General features: G+C 38.8%; 16 protein-coding genes. 11 read left to right on the top strand and 5 right to left on the bottom strand.

Annotated elements, in window-relative coordinates:
• The 3 genes from ACFIJR_RS01190 to ACFIJR_RS01200 form a co-directional block, all read right to left on the bottom strand.
• A complete protein-coding gene (locus ACFIJR_RS01190; protein ID WP_375625048.1) occupies nucleotides 1–903 on the bottom strand; it encodes a hemin ABC transporter substrate-binding protein in 903 nt (300 codons plus the stop codon).
• An 18-nt stretch (nucleotides 904–921) separates the two neighbouring features.
• Entirely contained in the window at nucleotides 922–1965 is a 1044-nt protein-coding gene (locus ACFIJR_RS01195) for a hemin-degrading factor (protein ID WP_375653273.1), read from the bottom strand.
• A 271-nt stretch (nucleotides 1966–2236) separates the two neighbouring features.
• On the bottom strand, nucleotides 2237–4417 hold the full coding sequence (locus tag ACFIJR_RS01200; protein WP_375653275.1) for a TonB-dependent hemoglobin/transferrin/lactoferrin family receptor: 2181 nt from the start codon (nucleotides 4415–4417) through the stop codon (nucleotides 2237–2239).
• A 244-nt stretch (nucleotides 4418–4661) separates the two neighbouring features.
• Between ACFIJR_RS01200 and ACFIJR_RS01205 the strand changes: the two genes are divergently transcribed.
• On the top strand, nucleotides 4662–5444 hold the full coding sequence (locus tag ACFIJR_RS01205) for a cell envelope integrity protein TolA (RefSeq protein ID WP_375625186.1): 783 nt from the start codon (nucleotides 4662–4664) through the stop codon (nucleotides 5442–5444).
• A 242-nt stretch (nucleotides 5445–5686) separates the two neighbouring features.
• On the opposite strand, the gene ACFIJR_RS01210 is transcribed toward ACFIJR_RS01205, so the two are convergent.
• Nucleotides 5687–7777, bottom strand: a complete 2091-nt coding sequence (locus ACFIJR_RS01210) for a lytic transglycosylase domain-containing protein (protein ID WP_375653278.1) — start codon at nucleotides 7775–7777, stop codon at nucleotides 5687–5689.
• A 252-nt stretch (nucleotides 7778–8029) separates the two neighbouring features.
• Here ACFIJR_RS01210 and dapA point away from each other — a divergent pair, with 252 nt between their 5' ends.
• The gene (gene dapA, locus ACFIJR_RS01215; protein WP_375625842.1) at nucleotides 8030–8914 is read left to right on the top strand and encodes a 4-hydroxy-tetrahydrodipicolinate synthase; all 885 of its coding nucleotides are present in this window, start codon (nucleotides 8030–8032) and stop codon (nucleotides 8912–8914) included.
• An 18-nt stretch (nucleotides 8915–8932) separates the two neighbouring features.
• A complete protein-coding gene (gene smpB / locus ACFIJR_RS01220) occupies nucleotides 8933–9409 on the top strand; it encodes an SsrA-binding protein SmpB (RefSeq protein WP_012231306.1) in 477 nt (158 codons plus the stop codon).
• 49 nt (nucleotides 9410–9458) lie between these two features.
• On the opposite strand, the gene ACFIJR_RS01225 is transcribed toward smpB, so the two are convergent.
• On the bottom strand, nucleotides 9459–10127 hold the full coding sequence (locus ACFIJR_RS01225) for a uracil-DNA glycosylase (protein WP_375625043.1): 669 nt from the start codon (nucleotides 10125–10127) through the stop codon (nucleotides 9459–9461).
• A 543-nt stretch (nucleotides 10128–10670) separates the two neighbouring features.
• Here ACFIJR_RS01225 and rpoZ point away from each other — a divergent pair.
• The 8 genes from rpoZ (at nucleotide 10671) to era (ending at nucleotide 17596) form a co-directional block, all read left to right on the top strand.
• A complete protein-coding gene (rpoZ, locus tag ACFIJR_RS01230) occupies nucleotides 10671–11069 on the top strand; it encodes a DNA-directed RNA polymerase subunit omega (RefSeq protein ID WP_375625042.1) in 399 nt (132 codons plus the stop codon).
• Nucleotides 11070–11197: 128 nt separating this feature from the next.
• Nucleotides 11198–13423 (top strand): RelA/SpoT family protein, encoded by a 2226-nt coding sequence (locus ACFIJR_RS01235; protein ID WP_375625041.1) that lies wholly within the window; start codon nucleotides 11198–11200, stop codon nucleotides 13421–13423.
• A 16-nt stretch (nucleotides 13424–13439) separates the two neighbouring features.
• Nucleotides 13440–14018 (top strand): orotate phosphoribosyltransferase, encoded by a 579-nt coding sequence (gene pyrE, locus ACFIJR_RS01240; RefSeq protein ID WP_375619471.1) that lies wholly within the window; start codon nucleotides 13440–13442, stop codon nucleotides 14016–14018.
• A 94-nt stretch (nucleotides 14019–14112) separates the two neighbouring features.
• Entirely contained in the window at nucleotides 14113–14685 is a 573-nt protein-coding gene (locus tag ACFIJR_RS01245) for a DUF2062 domain-containing protein (RefSeq protein WP_375625847.1), read from the top strand.
• A gap of 37 nt (nucleotides 14686–14722) precedes the next feature.
• Nucleotides 14723–15124, top strand: coding sequence for a holo-ACP synthase (gene acpS / locus ACFIJR_RS01250; RefSeq protein ID WP_375625039.1), 402 nt, complete (start codon nucleotides 14723–14725; stop codon nucleotides 15122–15124).
• A 79-nt stretch (nucleotides 15125–15203) separates the two neighbouring features.
• Nucleotides 15204–16016 carry a signal peptidase I gene (gene lepB, locus ACFIJR_RS01255; protein ID WP_375653326.1) on the top strand — a complete coding sequence of 271 codons (813 nt, stop codon included), beginning with the start codon at nucleotides 15204–15206 and terminating at the stop codon, nucleotides 16014–16016.
• On the top strand, nucleotides 15997–16704 hold the full coding sequence (gene rnc, locus ACFIJR_RS01260) for a ribonuclease III (RefSeq protein ID WP_012754936.1): 708 nt from the start codon (nucleotides 15997–15999) through the stop codon (nucleotides 16702–16704). Before lepB ends, rnc begins: the two co-directional genes overlap by 20 nt.
• A complete protein-coding gene (gene era, locus ACFIJR_RS01265; protein ID WP_375625036.1) occupies nucleotides 16697–17596 on the top strand; it encodes a GTPase Era in 900 nt (299 codons plus the stop codon). The genes rnc and era overlap by 8 nt, the downstream gene beginning before the upstream one ends.
• Nucleotides 17597–17603: the final 7 nt, after the last annotated feature.

Below are 17603 nucleotides of genomic sequence, written 5' to 3' on the forward strand. Positions count from 1 at the left end.
TCAGCTCTTACCGTTTTGATTTGCACCATAAAGTATCTCAATAAGCTCTCTTGATGCGTCTGCAGTGCGTGGACCAAATCCTAAAAAATACATAGCATCCATCTGTTTTATGGCATGATTTTTTGCTGCTGTTGTTGCTTGAACTGCCGGTATGGCTAAAATCTTATCAATGCTAGTTGATCTTGCACCATGTTTTACAAGTAAGATAACATCAGGATCTGATTTCAATAACGCTTCGCCGTTGAGAAGTTTATATCCTTTATAATCGGTGATAGCATTGATAGCACCTGAAAGTTTTATCATACTATCAGCTGCAGTACCTGTTCCAGATGCCATGACGCGTCCATTTTGCACAGAGAAAACAAAAAGAACACGCTTTGGTGTTGTTACTTTCGCCAAAAGCGTATCGTTTTCTAAAAAATTACGCTTCAATTTTTCAATTAACGCAGCGGCTTGAACTTCCCGATGAATGGCTTGACCAACGAGGCGAATCTTTTCTATCACATTTTCACGGGAGTAGTCTTCTGGTATGATCACCAGAGGGATTGATGTTTTTTTGAGAATATCAATTGTTGAAGCGGGACCGCTTCCTTCAACAAGCAATATGCCCTCTGGGGCAAGTGATAAAACACCCTCCGGTGAAAGAGCACGCATATATCCAAGCACAGGAAGCTTGAGCGCTTCTTGCGGGTAGACGCTTGTACTATCACGGGCGACAAGCTGATCTTGGGCACCCAATGCATAGACAATTTCTGTAAGTGCTCCGCCGATAGAAACAATTCGAGCATTTTCAGGAAAACGGGTTGTGGGTTCAGCAATCACTTGTTTAGAAAAACAGGTAAGAGAGAGCAGTAAACATATAAGGAAAAGGTTTGATAACCTATGCAAAAGAGATATGAACATGTCTGACCTTACCTTATCTTAGTTACTGCTGTTTTCTTGGCACGATGGTAAACCATTCAATAAAGAGCGCCAATCTTCACGTTCTTTTTGGCCCTCCTTGCGTACGCCAAAGAATTGAATAATCATCTCATCATCTTTATCGAAAACTTCAAGTGAGTTGACATATCCATCAATTGTAGGTTTGCGAACACGCCATACCTTCTTGATTCCAGAAACGAGTAAATGGAGGTGAAACTTCTGATCGAGAACATTAAGCCAAGGTCCCATTTGCTTAATATTCTTTACTTGCCCAGTGAAAATTTGGATACATCCTTTATTTCCAACAAAACACATAATTGGTAACTCTTCTTGTGCAACTTGTTTGAGCATCATCTCAACAGCTTCTATTTTTAACTCATCGGCAAATTCATTTCCGGCATGTTTTACGGCATTATGTCGATTAATTTTCAGTTCAGAAATAATTCCATGAAGTTGATGCACATCAGTCATCTGTCGCCAACGATCTCGGAACTTTTCAACATCTAGCTTTGCCGTATCACATTGTACTGGAGTAGGAGCGGGAGAAATATCAAGTGCGGATGATTGATCGTTATGAAGCAACTTTTCAACAAGTGCAGCCCATTCTTCCATATTTGTTGCGTCTTGAGAATAGAGTTTGAAAATAGCAATGCCATATTGATCAAAAAATTGCAGACTTTTCATAGGTGTTCCGAGAATAGTCACGTCATGCTCGAAACCAAACTTCCACTGTTTTGAAAAAATACGCAAGTCAATTTCACCGAGTGTTATCGGAATATGCTGACTTTGAACAATCTTCTCAAAACATCCTGTTATTTCATGGACAGCATTTTCATTCCGTGTTAATGCCATGACTATTCCAAGTTTAGGAGCATTTTCCAAGAGAGTAGCGACATCAGCGCGTAGTTTTTTTGCTTTTCCAATTGTACAATAAGCCGCAATGAGTTCTGCTTCGGATATACCAATAGAGTCCGCGAAATCGCGGTTACGCATTTCTTTTTTTTCTTCACGCAAGTGAATAATCATTTCGGCTGTGTATGACATGGGCTTATCCTTATGTTACCTGTTTAAAGGTTAATTGTTTAATTTTAAAACTCAAAAACAGTGAGTTGAACCACTATCAACTAATGGTTCAACTCACCACCAAAAAAGCCCTTATTTTATCAACAATAGAACAATAAAAACCAATAAATTACAAAGAGTTAAAGCGCAAACCTCAAAATTCGTTGTTCAAAGAACAATGAGAACAGAAACGCAATAATTTATTTTTTATCGATATAACCTTTTTAATTGATCTAATGATTAACAAAAGTGACTAAAATTTTTGCACGAACGAAACTTTAAAGTTGCGACCAGGCTGACTATAATAATCCTTCGGTGTTGAGCCGTCATCGGAAGGAAGATCTGATACATTCCAATATTTTTGATTGAACAGATTATAAACACCAGCCCTTATAACAGGACCCTTTTCACCAAATGGCTTCAACCAACCTGACACATCAATAATATTATAACCTGGAATTTTTTGATAGTCCGATTCCTTAGCAACTTTATCACGTTTGGCAGATGAGGTAAGAACAACGTCTGCTCCCCAGATTTCTTTTGCATATCCGATCCCAACAATCGTTTTTAAAGCTGGAATTGAGTTAAGATATTCATCTTTATCAATATCTTTTCCTTGCGAATAGGCAAGAGCAAAATTGCTATGGAATCCACCATTAAGAGCCAAATGTATTTTTGCTTCAGCACCATAAATACGCACATTTGCACGATTTATATAATGGCGACGTGCTAATGGGAATTCCTCTGATGGACCTTTATCCACAGTGTCTATGAAGTCCTTGTATTGATTGAAAAAGGCACTGACTGAACCACCCAAATTTCTATTTCCATACCTTATACCAACATCATACCCATTGCTCGTTTCTGCTTTAAGATCAGGGTTGCCCTTCGAGTAATAAGCAGAGGGTTTTATATAAGAGACGTAAAGTTCTGCAATACGTGGTGCACGAAAAGCCTGTGCCCATTGGGCATAAAGCGTTACTTGATCACGAACATCCCACTCCACACGTAATTTGGGAGAAAAACGTGAACCATTTCTTTCTGGAGGAAATTTGTCAGAAAGTAGAGCTTTCTCATAAGAAGACGTTTTCTGAGGGACATACTTATACCAATCATAACGAATTCCAGGTGTGATACGGAAATGGTTATCGGCAAGGCCAATTTCATCTTCGAAAACAAAACCCAAATTATAGCCATTTGTATCTGGTGAATCTGACCGATTAGCGGGCACAAAGAGGCATCCCCGTGCATTTTCCGGCAAGTGACAATTATCTTTCCCGAACAAATAATGATGAAACTTAGATGACAAGACATTAGCGGCAAGCTTTAACGTATGGTCTACAGTGCCAATATGAACCTTCTTGAGAGCATCAGCATTGAAACCATAATTGGTATTACGCAAAAAATTATCTCTCAAAAAATCCCCTTTGGGTGCCCGAACACGAAATGAAGTCATAATATCATGACTTGACTGTCTTTGCCAATAAATCTGTCCACGAAACGCATCAAAAAGTGCATCTTCATTGCCGTTATAGTCATAAGAAAGAGAAAGGCGTTCACGGAGTTTGTCGTCCTTGTCATAAACGGAACCACGGGCATAATATCTTTCAGAAGCATTCAATGAATGTGTATCAACATTGTGACCAAAACGTTCTGCTGTAAAACCAAGTCGGTGATTGTCATCAAGGTATTGGTGAATTTTAAAGAGCAAATTATTTTGGTCAAAATGAGCAGGGTTTTTACGTGTGCGCTCTCCATAACCTTCTAGGGTTCCCATATTTTTGCGCTCATGACCTTCCGCATAAGAACCTTGGAAAAGCAAAAACGTTTGTTGAGCACGCATTGCAACAGCTTGATCTACGTGCCAACTATTATCAACAGAATGATAACCACTTCTTATAAGACCACCCCAATTTTTTCCTTCTGTGATAAGATCTTCAGGATCAAGGGTACGCAACGCAACAACTCCTCCCAGTGCACCAGATCCATAAAGACTAGAATCCGGTCCCTGAATAACATCAAGTGTGGAAAGCGCACTAAAGTCAAACATTGTGTTACCACTGTTATTACGCAATATATCATTGAACCACGGAAGAACAATACCATCCACTGTTGTGAGAACACGGTTTGCTTCTAAACCACGAATGACAAAACTGTTATTACTTGGGCTATACCCCACGGTTGGATAAAGACGACTAATATCATAGGCATCAGTTATTTGTTTCTCACGAATATCCTTCGCGGTTTTCCGATCTGTCAGAATAGTGACCGAATCCAAGGCCGTCCCTATTTTTTTCTCTTCAATAACAATTGGTTTGAGTTCAGTGACAGCTCCTCCATCTTTATTTCGTGCAAAAACAAATGAAGGTATACAGACCGATAATGCACTTAAAATCACACAGCTTTTATAGATATTTTTTCGTCTTATTTGCATAACACATCACAACCTTTTTAAACATCCCCTCTCTGTTTTGAAATTTTATTTACATACAAAAAGGCTGGACCCGCTGATTAAAACTTGCCAGCCAAGCAGAAGTGATTTTGCCAACAAGACAAAACCACTAGAAAACCATATTAAACATGACAAAATCAGTCAAGAAAAAAGTTGCAATTTCAAAATAGCCTGTTTTAATGAGATTTACACCAATATTAAGCTTAAAATAGCGGCAGAAGAAACGATGAATTTTGAAAATACGACGCAATTATTAACTCTTTGGATTGGTGCATTTGTTGGAGCTTTATTTTTGCATGTATTATTGGGAGCGCAGTTTTATTTTCAAAGTACGGGTGTAAGTAATAGCTTGCTCTCGTCGGAGATTATGCTGACTTTTGTGCAAGAAACTATCTATCCGGATGTTGATACAGATTTGTCAGATATTCATACAGAGTCGGATATTAATTCGGATATTAATACAGAGCCAAAAGTATTACAGTCTGATCTTTTAGAGAAGGAGTCAGAGGAATTAGAATCCGTGGATGAAGTTCAATCGGAAGAGCCTCAGCATATGGTAGAACAAGATGACTTAAAGTCTTTGGAAGAACCTCTTCCTCAAAAAGTGGAGCATAAAGCGTTTATCAAAAAAACAATACCGATGCCAAAAGCTGTAGTAAAGCGCTCCAATGCAAAGGCGGTACGTTCTTCTTCCACCAACAAGGGCGTCAGTACAGCAGGGCTTGAAGATATGTTGTTAATGGAGTGGTTAGCAAAGGTACAGTCACAATTAGAAAGGCAAAAAAATTATATTGTGGGACAGCGTACCAGTCGTGCAAAAGGAACGGTGAAGTTAGAATTTATGGTGCATAAGCAGGGGAGTATTTTTTCTAGTCGTGTAGCAGTCTCTGCTGGTAATCCGGAACTTGATCGATTAGCGATGGCGGCACTTCAACGCGTTGGTTCTTTTCCACCCCCCCCCCCATCAAAAGTGAATAAAATAATCAGAGTATCCTTGATATTTAGCTGATTTTTTATATGGGGCGCTTTTCTTATAATATATTGATTTATAATGATAATTCATCATTTTGTATTTGAAATAAAAGATCCTAATAGCATAGGGTTTTCTCATTTTGAATTTATTGATACTGAATCAATTAAAATTACTTGCGTATACATCATAAGCAGGTTGGTATGTGGGTGCTATTTAAAAAGGAATAAAAACACGTCTTATGAACGCTTTCAAAGTACTATTTGGGAAGTTAAGGCATATTATTTCCGTCGACCAGAAAGCAGGTCGGTTTTTATATCTATTTTCCCAGTGAGTCTTGCTTTGTAGACACCATAATTTTCCATGACACGCATCACGTAATTACGTGTTTCTGTATAAGGAATACGCTCAATCCAATCAATGACGTTATCGAGAGATTGTCCTCGAGGATCGCCATAACGTTTTATCCATTCATTGACACGACGGGGACCCGCATTATAGCCAATAAGAGTTAGTATATAGGATCCATTAAAACGTTCCAATTGTTCATTAAGAAAATGGGCACCTAATGTTGCATTATAATGAGCATCATTGCTAAATTTTTTAGGAGACCATGCAATTGAGTGTTTTTTTGCCAATGCTTTTGCTGTTGTAGGAAGCAATTGGAGTATACCTTGTGCACCTGCTTTTGATATGGCTGTTGGATTAAATTCGCTTTCTTGGCGTGCAATGGCATAGATAAGCGATTTTTCTTCTACAGAAATATTAGTAGAAGCTGGTATAGCTCCCAGAGGATGAGAGAGTGCACCGACATTTTTTCCCTGAAAAACAGCCATTTTTCCAATTTTGAGACTGGTATAATAGTCTCCGTTTTTTTCTGCCATAACAGCCAGAAGGGCTAATTCGCCGGGACTTTCTATTTTTTTTCCGAGCTCTCTATAAAAAATTTTAGCAAAATCAGCATAGCCGGCTGCTTCAAGACGTTGAATTGCTTTGATCGCTTTTCGTGCACTAAAATGTTGTCGCTCAGCGGTTGTTGGTTTGGGAAAGGAAACTTTAAGCTTTTTTTGGTTGAGTCGTGCAGCGGCTAATTGACCATAGTAAGTTGCACCAAAATGAGCTGCGCGATGAAAGTATTGCTGGGCATTTTTATGTTCTTCTAGCGTTTCTGCTGTTCGTCCCATCCAGTAATATCCACGTGATGCAGAAAAAGGTAAAGAAGAGAGTTGAGGAATACGTGAAAAATGCTGCATTGCCAATTTAGGGTTATGAAGAAACCGTAGTGCGTACCATCCTGCATGAAACTCAGCATCGATAGCTAATGCAGATGTTATACCAGTGTGCATTGCAACGAGTTGATAAGCAATTTTTGGTTTGTTTAAATCGAGCATTTCACGAGAAAGGGCGCGTTGTTCTTTCCATAATGAATGAGGGTTCATAAGGTGGAATGCATCTTTTGATGTTTTCATCATGAGTGCTGCAGCTGCATTATATTGCTCTGTTCGTCGAAGATGGCGTATTCGAGCAAACTGAAAAAGAGGATCTTTTTGCCATGATCTTTCTACAGCTTTTAATTTTTGTGTAGCTCTAGGATCATTTTTTTCAACGGCCACAAAAGCATCAAAAAGAGATTGAGCATGGGCTAATTTTGCAACGCGTGCTGCTGAATCAAAACGATATGCATACAGCATAAACTGCATGCGTTTCAGATGATCAATAGGTTTTAATGCAGCGCTTGCATTTTTAAGAACAAATATTTCTTCTTTTGCATTAAGCTGTGTTTTATGCCACCATGGCGCAATAACGTGTCGAGCACGAGTGGTTTGTCCCGTTGCAATAAGTGCTTTAGCGAAGAGAGCCATTCCTTGCGCTGTTTGGGGCGGGTGATGAGAAAATTTTTGGATGATTGCGCGTGTGAGGTTGGTTTCGTTAAGAAAAGCACGTTCAGCATTGCGTTGCATCGTTTCTATACCGGGCCATCCTTTTAGCATGTTGATTGCATTAAATATTTCAGAACTTGGTATATCAGCTTGGTTTGATATCCCCAGCGCCCATGTCAAAATATGACGATCAAGGCTATGTTTTTCCATTGAATTACGAAGATTTATTGTTTTTGCAATATTGTTGTTTGCTAGTGCATCTAGCCCAGCTTTCAGTTTCTGAAGTGTAGCAGTATTGTGTAATGTCGTGTGTATCTGTTGAAGAGGCTCTAGAGCTTCTTTTTCGGTAAAGGGAGTAGGGCGCACCAAAGGGATTGGCGCTTTCCCGTGCAAAAGGGGTGTTTGCGCGGATGCACTTGAAAATAAAATTCTTATTGCCAGTATAAGTGCAGTAAAGGTTGATACGAAAAGAGAGGTGGAAAATACACGCATAGAGAAAAGACCTTGAGACCTTGCTTTTTGTAAAAACTTAAGGATTTATAGAACACAAGCATGAAAAACGCGTTAATATAGACGGCTTATTTTAAAAAAATGTGCAACATTTAAGGAGGAATATTTTTATCTTAAGAGGGCTTTTTTTGAAATTCATCTTGCTTCAATGATAGAGCAAGATTATGCTCTATTTAAAATTTATAAAAGGCGATTATTAAAAAAAATAAAAGCGAACATTATAGGGAGTTTATCATGCTCAAGGGAGCTATAACTGCGCTTATTACACCGTTTGATAATAAGGGCGCAATTGATGAGAAGGCGTTTTGTGATTTTATTGAATGGCAGATCACACAAGGGATTAACGGTGTAAGCCCAGTTGGGACAACCGGTGAATCAGCAACGTTAAGTCATGAAGAACATAAGCGGATTATAGAATTGTGTGTTGAGCAGGTCGCAAAGCGTGTTCCTGTTGTTGCTGGAGCGGGATCAAATAGCACAAGTGAGGCTGTAGAGCTTGCACAATACGCGCAAAAAGCTGGTGCAGATGCAGTTTTGGTTGTCACTCCCTATTATAATAGACCAAATCAATCTGGTTTATACAAACATTTTTCTTCCATTGCCAAAGCTGTCTCTATTCCGATTATAATTTATAATATTCCTGGTCGTTCTGTTATCGATATGGCTGTGGAAACGATGAAAGACCTTTATCAAGATTTTAAAAATATCATTGGTGTAAAAGATGCAACGAGCAGAATTGAACGCGTTAGTGAACAACGTGAAAAGTGTGGGAAGGATTTTGTACAGCTTTCCGGTGATGATTGTACAGCGTTAGGTTTTAATGCACATGGAGGTATGGGGTGTATTTCAGTTTCCTCCAATGTTGCTCCAAAGCTGTGTGCAGAGCTTCAAGATGCTTGTTTTCGTGGTGATTATAAAACAGCACGAGAATTAAATGATCGCTTGATGCCTCTTAATCGTGCTGTGTTTATTGAGCCTAGTCCAGCGGGTATTAAATATGCTGCTGCAAAATTAGGATTTTGTGGTGATACTGTGCGTTCTCCGATTGTTCCGTTAACAGAAAGAACAAAGAAGATTATTGATGCAGCCCTCAGTCATGCTGGTATTTTAAAAGCATAAAATGATATTGACAAAGCCATGAATAAAAAAAAGAACGCGCCCGTACGGAAAATAATTGCTGACAATCGTAAAGCACGTTTTAATTTTGAAATCCTTAATAATCTCGAGGCCGGTCTTGTCCTTCAGGGAGCGGAAGTAAAGTCCTTACGTTCTAATCATGCCAATATTGCTGAAAGCTATGCGAGTTTTGAGAATGGGGAATTATGGTTAGTAAACAGCTATATTCCTGAATATACGCAGGCTAATCGTTTTAATCATGAACCGCGACGTTTGCGCAAGTTATTGCTTTCAAAACGTGAGATGGCACGTTTTTTTAATGCAACGTCTCGTGAAGGAATGACACTTGTTCCTCTTAAACTTTATTTTAATGAACGTGGGCGCGTTAAGTTGGAGATTGCTCTAGCGCGGGGGAAAAAACTTCATGATAAGCGAGAAACAGAAAAAAAACGCGATTGGGGACGTGAAAAAGCAAGACTTTTAAAAAGATATGGATGACGAATGCGATCTAGGTATCCTTTATTTATAGCGCTGGTTTAAAACAGTTTTAGCATTGATCTAAGTATGTTTTTGCTGCTTGAAAAATTTGGTGAAACATGGCGTCTGTCAAGCGTCCAGTATTTGTATTATAACGAGAACAGTGATAGCTTGAAAAGATGCGTAATCTGCCGATGTTATTGATTTCGCCGTGTCCAAAAGGGTGAGCTAAAACTTTTGCATTAAGGGCACGTATCGTTGAATGGTGTGCAATGGTTCCTAAGGTAATAACGGCTTTAAGTTTGGGAAGATTTGTTAAAAGAGGTGAGAAGAAATAGCGGCACGTGTTAATTTCTGCACCGGTGGGTTTATTTTCTGGTGGAACACAACGAACAGAGTTAACGATTGCTGCATCAATCAGTTCAAGAGTATCATCTGCTCTTTCTTCGAAGGTTCCTTGGGCAAAACCAAATTTTTTTAAAGTTGAATAAAGTAAGTGCCCAGCATAATCACCAGTGAACGGACGTCCAGTTCGATTTGCTCCACGTAATCCAGGAGCAAGTCCAACAATAAGAAGGCGCGTTGTGTCTGCTCCTTTATAAGGAAAGAAGGGGCGCACCGGTGCGTTATACCAACTTGGTTCTTTTACACGCCAGTCAGCGATAAACTGATGGAGCCTAGGACATAAATTGCAATTTTTGGGTGGTTCTGGGAAAAGTGATGTTAATTGGTTATTCATGGTGTTAGGCATCAATCGTTTTTTCTATTTTTTTGAGTCTTTTATAGCGTATATGACGGGTTATGTTTTGAGAAACAATCTATAATGAATATAAATAAAATTTAATATAAACTTATTGCTAATTATTATGTAAAGAGAGGTAATCTTTCAGTAATTCATTCGATGAATAAGAGTGCAATACACATGATGTTCAAAGAAAAAAGTTCTCTTTAAATAAAGATATTATCATAAAAATTATGCATAAGGCTGCCTTTATTGCAAAGGATTTTAAACAGCTGGTATTCTTTTTAAAAGGATAAAGACTCCAGACAAGTATTTTGTCAAGAAAGAGCTCCCTCTGTTTGAAGCCAATTTATTGGAATGCTTTTAAGAGAAGCTTTGATAACGGGCATGAATAGGTTATACATTTTTATAAATTTTCTTAAATAAGTTCTTTAATCAAAAAATATAAAAGTTTGAGTTGTTTTTCTTGTGTTTTATTTTGATTATTGTATATACTTCTCTATCCGCTATTAAATTTTTTTATTTGAGAAAGAGGCATAAATGGCCCGCGTAACGGTAGAAGATTGTATTGATAAAGTTGATAACCGCTTTGAATTGGTACTTTTAGCAGGTCATCGGGCGCGTCAGATTTCACAAGGAGCGCAGATTACGGTTGATCGTGATAATGATAAAAATCCAGTTGTTGCTTTGCGTGAAATAGCAGAAGAAACATTGTCGCCTGCTGATTTAAAGGAAGACCTTATTCATTCGCTGCAAAAGCATGTGGAAGTAGATGAGCCAGAAATGGCAAGTGAATTTATTACCCATTCAGGTGAAGCTGAAAGTGCTTTTAATACGTCGTCGCAAGAAGAAGGTACTTCATTTGATCATATGTCAGAAGAAGAGCTTTTAGCGGGTATTGAAGGTTTGGTTGTTCCAGAAAAAAGTGACGATTATTAATTGCAGCAATTTATGTTACAGGAGTAAAGATACCTTGTCATGTGAGGAGCAATTATTTTTCTTGTCTTTTATTGATAGGACGTGTTCAATAAAGATTAGGGGTGTGAAAAGATAAAGGATATGCTCGTATGATGCGTCAGTGTGAGCTTGTTGGACGTGTTCAACGTTACAAGTCTGACGTAGATGAGGCTCTTTTAAACAGGGCCTATGATTATGCAATGAGAAAGCATGCACATCAAAAGCGTGCGTCAGGTGATCTTTATTTTTCTCATCCTTTAGAAGTTGCTGCTATTTTGACGGATATGCGGTTGGACGAGGCAACGATTGCTGTTGCTCTTTTGCATGATACAATTGAAGATACAAGCGCTACACGAGCAGAAATTGATCAGCTTTTTGGTTCTGAAATTGGGAAGTTGGTTGAAGGACTTACAAAGCTTAATAAGCTTGATCTTGTATCAAAGAAAGCTGTACAGGCAGAAAATCTTCGTAAACTTCTTATTGCTATTTCTGATGATGTTCGCGTTCTTTTAGTCAAACTCGCTGACCGCCTTCATAATATGCGTACCCTTGGTGTTATGCGTGATGATAAACGTCGGCGAATTGCTGAGGAGACGATGGATATTTATGCGCCACTTGCAGGTCGTATGGGTATGCAGGATATGCGCGAGGAATTAGAGGATCTCTCTTTCTTTTATTTAAATCCAGAAGGTTATCGTACGATTACTAATCGACTTTCTGAATTATTGAAACACAACCGTGATTTGCTTTCCACAATTGAAAATGAATTGACAAAGCTTTTTTTCGAGCACGGCATTAAAGCAGATGTTAAAAGCCGTCAGAAAAAATCTTATTCAGTCTTTCGCAAAATGGAAAGTAAAGCATTATCTTTTGAACAGTTATCGGATATTTTTGGTTTTCGTGTGATTGTTGAGTCCGTGAATGATTGTTATCGTGCTCTTGGTGTCATTCATACGACATGGCCAATGGTTCCTGGTCGTTTTAAAGATTATATCTCTATACCAAAGCAAAATGATTATCGTTCCATTCATACAACGATTGTGGGACCATCGCGACAACGTGTTGAATTGCAGATTAGAACTGCTGCTATGGATGAAATTGCTGAATATGGCGTTGCGGCACATTCCATTTATAAAGAGCAAGGTTCTAATTATTCGGCTTCGAGGTTATCAAATGAAACAAATGCGTATGCATGGTTGCGTCAAACGATTCAATCTTTGTCAGATGGAGATAATCCGGAAGAATTTTTAGAACACACAAAGCTTGAGCTTTTTCAAGATCAAGTTTTTTGTTTTACGCCGAAAGGTCGATTAATTGCTTTTCCTAAAGGAGCTACTCCTATTGATTTTGCTTATGCCGTCCATACCGATATTGGTGATTCTTGTGTGGGTGTGAAAATCAATGGTCGTATTATGCCTTTAATGACCAAATTAAAAAATGGTGATGAGGTTGATATTATTCGTTCACATGCTCAAATTCCGCCGGCTGCATGGGAATTTCTTGTTGTCACAGGTAAAGCACGTTCAGCTATTCGACGAGCAAGTCGTGCTGCGGTACGTAAACAATATTCGGGTTTAGGATATCGTATTCTCGAGCGTTCATTTGAATATATGGGAAAACAATTTTCAAAAGACGTTTTGAAGAAAGTTTTGCCACGTTTAGCACGTAAAGATGTAGAGGATGTATTGGCTGCTGTTGGGCGTGGGGAGCTGTTTTCCGCTGATGTGATTAAAGCGGTTTATCCTGATTATCAAGATCACCGTGTAGTACAAAAGTCATCTTTTAAGCCTGGGGAAGAAGGTTGGTTTAATATTGAGAATGCTCAAGGTATGATTTTTAAAGTTCCAGAAAATGAAAAGAATGAAATGTTCGAGAATCATCAATCTAAAGCATTGCCTATTAGAGGAACCCGTGGAGATATACCCGTACGTTTTTCACCGGAAGGAGCAGTGCCTGGAGATCGGATTGTTGGTATTATGCAGCCTGGGGCTGGGATCATTATTTATCCAATACAGTCTTCAGCTTTGATGGCATATGATGATCAGCCAGAACGATGGATTGATGTCCGCTGGGATATTGATGCCCAAATGAATGAACGTTTTCCTGCACGGATAAACATTTTGGTTGTAAATAGTCCTGGTTCTTTGGCTGAAATTACACAAATAATTTCTGCTAACGATGCTAATATCCAAAATTTATCTTTTATCCGTACAGCACCAGATTTTACAGAAATTATGATTGATTTGGAAGTGTGGGATTTAAAACATTTGAATCGTATTTTTTCTCAGTTAAAAGAGGCGGGTTCAGTAAGTACAGTACGGCGGGTTCATGGATAAAAAGAAAGATTTTGCAATGAATACACAAGATGTCATTGATATTTTTAAACAAGCAGATGCTATTCTAGAAGGGCATTTTATTTTAACATCGGGACGCCATAGTGCGACTTATATGCAAAAAGCGAAAGTATTCATGCATGCTGACTTGACGGAAAAGTTGTGTCGTGGATTAGCTGAAAAAATCAAAAAATCTATCGAGGGAAAAATTGATTATGTTGTTGGTCCCGCAATTGGCGGCCTTATTCCTTCCTATGAAACTTCACGGCACCTTGGTGTTCCTTCTCTTTGGGTAGAGCGTGTAAATGGCATCTTTGAATTGCGTCGTTTTGAAATCAAGAAGGGGGCACGGGTTGTTATTGTCGAAGATATTGTGACAACGGGTCTTTCCATTCGTGAGACTATTGAGGCGCTTGTTGCAGCAGGAGCAGAGGTATTGGCCAGTGCATGTATCCTTGATCGTTCTGGTGGTAAGGTCAATGTTGGGGTTCCATTGATTGCGCTTGCTGAATATGAGATAACCTCTTATACTAGTGATGCACTTCCTGCAGAGCTTTCTGTTCTTCCAGCGATTAAACCAGGTAGTCGAAATATTTAATTGTCTTTCTATTTTTTTTTGTGCAAAAGCTTAAAAAGATTAATTTGGATGATATAGATTATTTCATCATCAAAAGATGTATATTGAGAGTCATATGCTTTTTCGTAGTCGAGAACCAATAGATTTTGTAACGCGTATTCGACTTTGGTTATGGCCACGTCGTTCATTTTCTCGCTCATTTTGCTACATACATAAACGTATTTTGCGTATATCAGCAACACCGCATGAAGTAGCATTAGGGGTTGCTGTTGGCATTTTTTTAGCTTGTTCCCCTTTCTTTGGGTTGCATATTATTTTGGCAATATTTTTATCTTGGCTTTTGCGTGCAAACTTTGCTGCCGCAATCATTGGGACGATTTTTTCTAATCCACTCACATTTTTATTGATTGTCATGGCTGATTATAAAGTAGGGTATTTTTGTTTATCACTTTTTAGCGATGTCAAAGAGATTTCTCTTTCGCAAATTCGTGCTCTATTTAATGGTTTGACATTGTCAAATCTCTCTCTCCTCTTTAAAGGCGCATGGGACACAATTATGAGTCCTATGATTTTAGGTGGAACTCTTTTAGGTATTGTTTTTGGTGGTTTATCTTATATAGGTGTTTACAGAGCAACGGTTCGTTTTAAACAAAAGCGATATCAAAAGATTATAAAAAAAGGCGTTTAAAGAAGCGTTCATCGTAAGAAAGATGGGGTAATATCGTATGATTGTTGGTCTTGGAAATGATCTGGTTGATATACGACGTATTGAGAAAATGTTGGTTCGTTATGGTGAGCGTTTTACCCAACGTATTTTTACGGATATTGAAAGGAATAGATCGGAAAATCTCAAAAAAAGCTCTTCTTCCTATGCAAAAAGATTTGCTGCTAAAGAAGCATGTGCTAAAGCCTTAGGAACGGGAATCGCTTGTGGGATTAATTGGAAAGACATGGGGGTTATTAATTTGCCATCTGGTAAACCAATAATGCAATTAACAAATCGTGCGCAAGTACAACTTCAAAAGTTATTACCTCCTCATCATGATGCAGTTATTCATCTTAGCATAACAGATGATTTTCCTTGGGCACAGGCATTTATTATTATCGAAGCACTTCCACGTGGATAGATGGTGTGAGAGATTGTGCTTTTGTTATTTGAATATTATGATGAAAAAAATTATATCTGTGATGAGAAGGCAGTTGGTGATGATCCAAAAAGATAAAGTGCATAAAAAAGAAAAAAAAGGTGGGGTTCGTGAATTTATTTCTGTTTTAATACAGGCTCTGCTTTTAGCAGCGGTTATTCGGACACTTTTTTTCCAGCCTTTTAGTATTCCTTCCGGTTCAATGCGTCCTACTTTGTTGGTGGGAGATTATCTGTTTGTTTCTAAGTATGCATATGGGTATTCTCGTTTTTCCATCCCATTTTCTCCTCCTCTTTTTTCTGGACGGATTTGGGCATCTCAGCCTCAACGTGGAGATGTGGTCGTTTTTCGCTTACCAAGTAATCCAAAGATTGATTATATAAAACGCGTTGTTGGGCTACCAGGTGATCGTATACAAGTCCGTCAAAGTGTTCTTTATATTAATGATGAGGCTGTTTCCCGTCACTTTATGGGGGAAATTGATAATTCTGATATAACAGAGGTTAACTATCCTGTTGAGGTTTATCGCGAGACAATGCCTAACGGTGTCAGTTATGATACACTTGATTTAGCTTTCATCCCGAAAGTCGATGATACAAAAGTCTTTGAAGTTCCTCAAGGACATTACTTTATGATGGGAGATAACCGCGACAATTCAGATGATAGTCGTTTAGATGTAGGCTATGTTCCAGAAGAAAATCTTATTGGTCGCGCGAGCGTGATTTTCTTTTCCATCAGTAACGGTTCAAGTGCTTGGCAGGTTTGGCGCTGGCCATTTGATGTGCGTTGGAAGCGTTTGTTTTCTTTCATAAATACGGTTCATGATTTGCCGCTTATCAATCAAGGAAACAACGATGAAACGTCTAATGATTGATCAGCTTTTCAAGCTGACGGGGCATCGTTTTAAAGATGAAGAGAGGTTAAAGAAGGCATTAACACACTCGAGTGTGCAAGATTCGGAACAGGGGAATTATGAACGACTAGAGTTTCTAGGGGATCGGGTTTTAGGGCTTTTGATTGCAGAAATGCTGTATCAACTTTTTCCTCAGGCAAGTGAAGGTGAATTATCAGTCCGTTTGAATCATCTGGTCAACGCGCAGACATGTGCTGATATTGCGCGTGAAATGAGGCTGCCTGATATGATCCGTGTTGGTTTTGAGATGAAAAATTTCGAGGGGCGTCGACTCATCAATATGCATGCAGATGTCGTGGAAGCTTTGATTGCCGTGATATATCTCGATGGAGGATTGGAAAGCGTTCGCCCTTTTATTCAAAAATATTGGCATAGTCGGGCAAAGAAAATGGATGCTGGTCGGCGTGATGCCAAGACCGAATTACAGGAATGGGCGCATATCCAAGGCAATGCACAACCACATTATCAGGTTATAAAACGTTCAGGTCCAGATCACGATCCTGTTTTTATGGTAGAGGTCAGTATTTCTGGGTTTGCTTCAGAGATTGGGCAGGGAAGCTCCAAAAGATATGCCGAAAGAATGGCAGCTGAAAAAATTTTGCGACGAGAGGGTGTATGGAAAACAGTGGGAAAAAATGATCATGAGTGACGTTATGAAAACGCGTTCTGGGTTTGTTGTGCTTATTGGGATGCCTAATGCCGGTAAATCGACATTGGTTAATCAATTGGTTGGAACAAAGGTTTCAATTGTAACGCATAAGGTACAAACAACACGAACTTTAATCCGCGGTATTGTCATTCATGATGATGTGCAAATTGTGTTGGTCGATACACCAGGTGTTTTTCGTCCCCATAAGCGCTTAGAACGTGCCATGGTCTCTGCTGCTTGGGGAGGGGCTAAGAGCGCGGATGTTCTGCTCGTTTTAATTGATGCTCAAAGTGGTCTTTCGGATGAAGTTGATATGATGTTAGATATTGTAAACAACATGAAACAAGAAAAAGTTCTTGTTCTTAATAAGGTTGATACAGTTGTTAAATCATCTCTTCTAGCGTTAACCACTAAAATAAATGAACGTGTAAAGTTTGCGCAAACATTTATGATTTCTGCTCTAAACGGTTCTGGTTGCAAGGATTTACTTCATGCGTTGAGTAATATGATGCAGGAGGGACCATGGTATTATCCGGAAGATCAAATTTCCGATATGCCCATGCGTCATCTTGCTGCTGAAATTACGCGTGAAAAACTTTTTCTTCGTCTTCATGATGAACTTCCTTATTCCTCAACGGTTGAAACAGAAAACTGGGAAGAGCGTTCAGATGGTTCCGTTAAAATTAATCAAGTTATTTATGTTGAGCGTGAGAGTCAGAAAAAAATTGTCTTAGGAGCAAAAGGCGATACAATAAAAGCGATTGGTCAAGCAGCACGTAAAGAACTAATGAAAATTATGGATCAAAAGGTTCATCTTTTTCTCTTTGTGAAAGTGCGCGATAATTGGGATACCGATCCAGAACGTTATCGCGAAATGGGATTGGATTTTTAAAAATAAG

Origin of the sequence: Bartonella sp. OD88NMGDW, from assembly GCF_042193775.1 — a bacterium.
In the GTDB taxonomy this organism is placed as follows: domain Bacteria; phylum Pseudomonadota; class Alphaproteobacteria; order Rhizobiales; family Rhizobiaceae; genus Bartonella; species Bartonella grahamii.

What these genes read in the sequence shown, in the direction of transcription:
- ACFIJR_RS01190 (WP_375625048.1), bottom strand. Translation starts at nt 903, where the DNA reads ATGTTCATATCTCTTTTGCATAGGTTATCAAACCTTTTCCTTATATGT.
- ACFIJR_RS01245 (WP_375625847.1), top strand. Translation starts at nt 14,113, where the DNA reads ATGCTTTTTCGTAGTCGAGAACCAATAGATTTTGTAACGCGTATTCGA.
- smpB (WP_012231306.1), top strand. Translation starts at nt 8,933, where the DNA reads ATGAATAAAAAAAAGAACGCGCCCGTACGGAAAATAATTGCTGACAAT.
- ACFIJR_RS01205 (WP_375625186.1), top strand. Translation starts at nt 4,662, where the DNA reads ATGAATTTTGAAAATACGACGCAATTATTAACTCTTTGGATTGGTGCA.
- ACFIJR_RS01195 (WP_375653273.1), bottom strand. Translation starts at nt 1,965, where the DNA reads ATGTCATACACAGCCGAAATGATTATTCACTTGCGTGAAGAAAAAAAA.
- ACFIJR_RS01200 (WP_375653275.1), bottom strand. Translation starts at nt 4,417, where the DNA reads ATGCAAATAAGACGAAAAAATATCTATAAAAGCTGTGTGATTTTAAGT.
- pyrE (WP_375619471.1), top strand. Translation starts at nt 13,440, where the DNA reads ATGAATACACAAGATGTCATTGATATTTTTAAACAAGCAGATGCTATT.
- lepB (WP_375653326.1), top strand. Translation starts at nt 15,204, where the DNA reads ATGATCCAAAAAGATAAAGTGCATAAAAAAGAAAAAAAAGGTGGGGTT.
- era (WP_375625036.1), top strand. Translation starts at nt 16,697, where the DNA reads ATGAGTGACGTTATGAAAACGCGTTCTGGGTTTGTTGTGCTTATTGGG.
- ACFIJR_RS01225 (WP_375625043.1), bottom strand. Translation starts at nt 10,127, where the DNA reads ATGAATAACCAATTAACATCACTTTTCCCAGAACCACCCAAAAATTGC.
- dapA (WP_375625842.1), top strand. Translation starts at nt 8,030, where the DNA reads ATGCTCAAGGGAGCTATAACTGCGCTTATTACACCGTTTGATAATAAG.
- acpS (WP_375625039.1), top strand. Translation starts at nt 14,723, where the DNA reads ATGATTGTTGGTCTTGGAAATGATCTGGTTGATATACGACGTATTGAG.
- ACFIJR_RS01210 (WP_375653278.1), bottom strand. Translation starts at nt 7,777, where the DNA reads ATGCGTGTATTTTCCACCTCTCTTTTCGTATCAACCTTTACTGCACTT.
- ACFIJR_RS01235 (WP_375625041.1), top strand. Translation starts at nt 11,198, where the DNA reads ATGATGCGTCAGTGTGAGCTTGTTGGACGTGTTCAACGTTACAAGTCT.
- rnc (WP_012754936.1), top strand. Translation starts at nt 15,997, where the DNA reads ATGAAACGTCTAATGATTGATCAGCTTTTCAAGCTGACGGGGCATCGT.
- rpoZ (WP_375625042.1), top strand. Translation starts at nt 10,671, where the DNA reads ATGGCCCGCGTAACGGTAGAAGATTGTATTGATAAAGTTGATAACCGC.